Here is a 1,626-nt window from a genome sequence, read left to right on the forward strand (position 1 = left end):
GTCGAGGGCTTAACCAAAAAGATTCTGATTTTCAATGTGTAGTTTTGAAGGTATATATAGGATATCTTAAGAGCATGTAGAGTTTGTTAGCCATGCATGTAAGAAAGTTAGATGGCTCCATGGTCAAGCGGTTAAGACACCGCCCTTTCACGGCGGTAACAGGGGTTCAAATCCCCTTGGAGTCATTTGAGTCTTACGATTGAGACTCAATGACATATTTAAAGGCTAAGGTTTTAGCTGAGTATTATATGCCGACGTGGCTCAATTGGCAGAGCAGCTGACTTGTAATCAGCAGGTTATCGGTTCAAGTCCGATCGTCGGCTTTATGGCCTAGTGGCTCAGTTGGTTAGAGCGCCGCCCTGTCACGGCGGAGGTCGAGGGTTCGAGTCCCTTCTGGGTCGTCACAGAAATATAAAAAGCTTAATGGTACACTTATTTGTACTATTAGGCTTTTTTATTTATTTCAGTTTATAGAATTTCCTATATAAAAACTAGGAATGGTAAAAAAACTCTTGTAAAATTAGCTCGGATTGATGATAATATAATATGTTAATTTTAATATTTACATTGAATGAAAGTGTAATAAAACAAAAACTAAAAATATGTAATTAATACAAAATGTAATGAACAAAAACAATAATAAAACAGAAGTTGTAAGAAATAAAAGGAGAACAATATGTTAGAAGTAGGAACAAAAGCACCAGAATTCACATTATTCGATCAAGATGGTAATGAAGTATCACTTAAAGATTTTAAAGGAAAAAAAGTAGTATTATACTTTTATCCAAAAGATAGTACTCCAGGATGTACAAAACAAGCTTGTGCTTACCAAAGCTCAATAAATGAGTTTATTAATAAAGATGTAAAAGTAATAGGAATAAGTAAAGATAGTATTAAAAGTCACAAGAACTTTAGCACAAAACAAGGATTAGAATTTACACTTCTATCAGATCCTGATTTAATTGCAATACAGGCATACGATGTGTGGAAAGAGAAGAAGTTATACGGTAAAGTAAGTATGGGAGTTGTACGTTCCTCCTATCTTATTAATGAAGATGGTATTATTGAGAAAGCATATGAAAAGGTAAAACCTGATACGAATGCTACCGATATGTTAAAGGATTTGGATTAAGAATATGTTAGTTTTTATTTCACCAGCTAAAACAATGAAACTGAATAAGACGGTAGAAGTTAAATGTGAAAGACCATTATTTGAACATCATAACAAGAAGGTTTTGAAAGTATTACAAGAGTTATCGATATCAAATATTCAAACTATTATGAAAGTTAATGAAAAGATTGCTACCAAGACTTATGAAAATCACAATAACATACAATTAGATGATAGGGGTTCACCTGCGTTATATACTTATGACGGAATTCAATATAAATCAATGGGAACGGAGTTGTTTACAAAGGATGATATAGACTATGCAAATGAGCATGTTAGGATTCTTAGTGGTTTATATGGTATATTAAAACCTAATACGAGTATTTATCCCTATCGTTTGGAAATGCAATTGAAGTTACCGGTTGAAGAATCAAAGAATTTGTATGAATTCTGGGAGAAACCAATAATAGAGTATTTACAAAAATCAGAGAATCAACATAAAGTATATGTTAATC

At 32.7% G+C, this 1,626-nt stretch carries 2 protein-coding genes and 3 tRNA genes; all 5 read left to right on the forward strand.

Going from position 1 to position 1,626, the window contains the following annotated elements:
- The first annotated feature begins 113 nt into the window (after window positions 1-113).
- Window positions 114-185: transfer RNA gene (locus tag ACW2QF_RS13545), tRNA-Glu, on the forward strand.
- A gap of 65 nt (window positions 186-250) precedes the next feature.
- A tRNA-Thr gene (locus ACW2QF_RS13550) sits at window positions 251-323 on the forward strand.
- A gap of 4 nt (window positions 324-327) precedes the next feature.
- A tRNA-Asp gene (locus ACW2QF_RS13555) sits at window positions 328-401 on the forward strand.
- A gap of 275 nt (window positions 402-676) precedes the next feature.
- Window positions 677-1,132 (forward strand): thioredoxin-dependent thiol peroxidase, encoded by a 456-nt coding sequence (bcp, locus tag ACW2QF_RS13560; protein ID WP_455716541.1) that lies wholly within the window; start codon window positions 677-679, stop codon window positions 1,130-1,132.
- 4 nt (window positions 1,133-1,136) lie between these two features.
- Window positions 1,137-1,626 (forward strand): YaaA family protein (locus tag ACW2QF_RS13565; protein WP_455716542.1); only part of this gene is annotated, 490 nt, incomplete at its 3' end.

The sequence above is a fragment of the Anaerosporobacter sp. genome (genome assembly GCF_965301125.1).

Coding starts and splice junctions, on each gene's coding strand:
- bcp (WP_455716541.1), top strand. CDS start 677: ATGTTAGAAGTAGGAACAAAAGCACCAGAATTCACATTATTCGATCAA.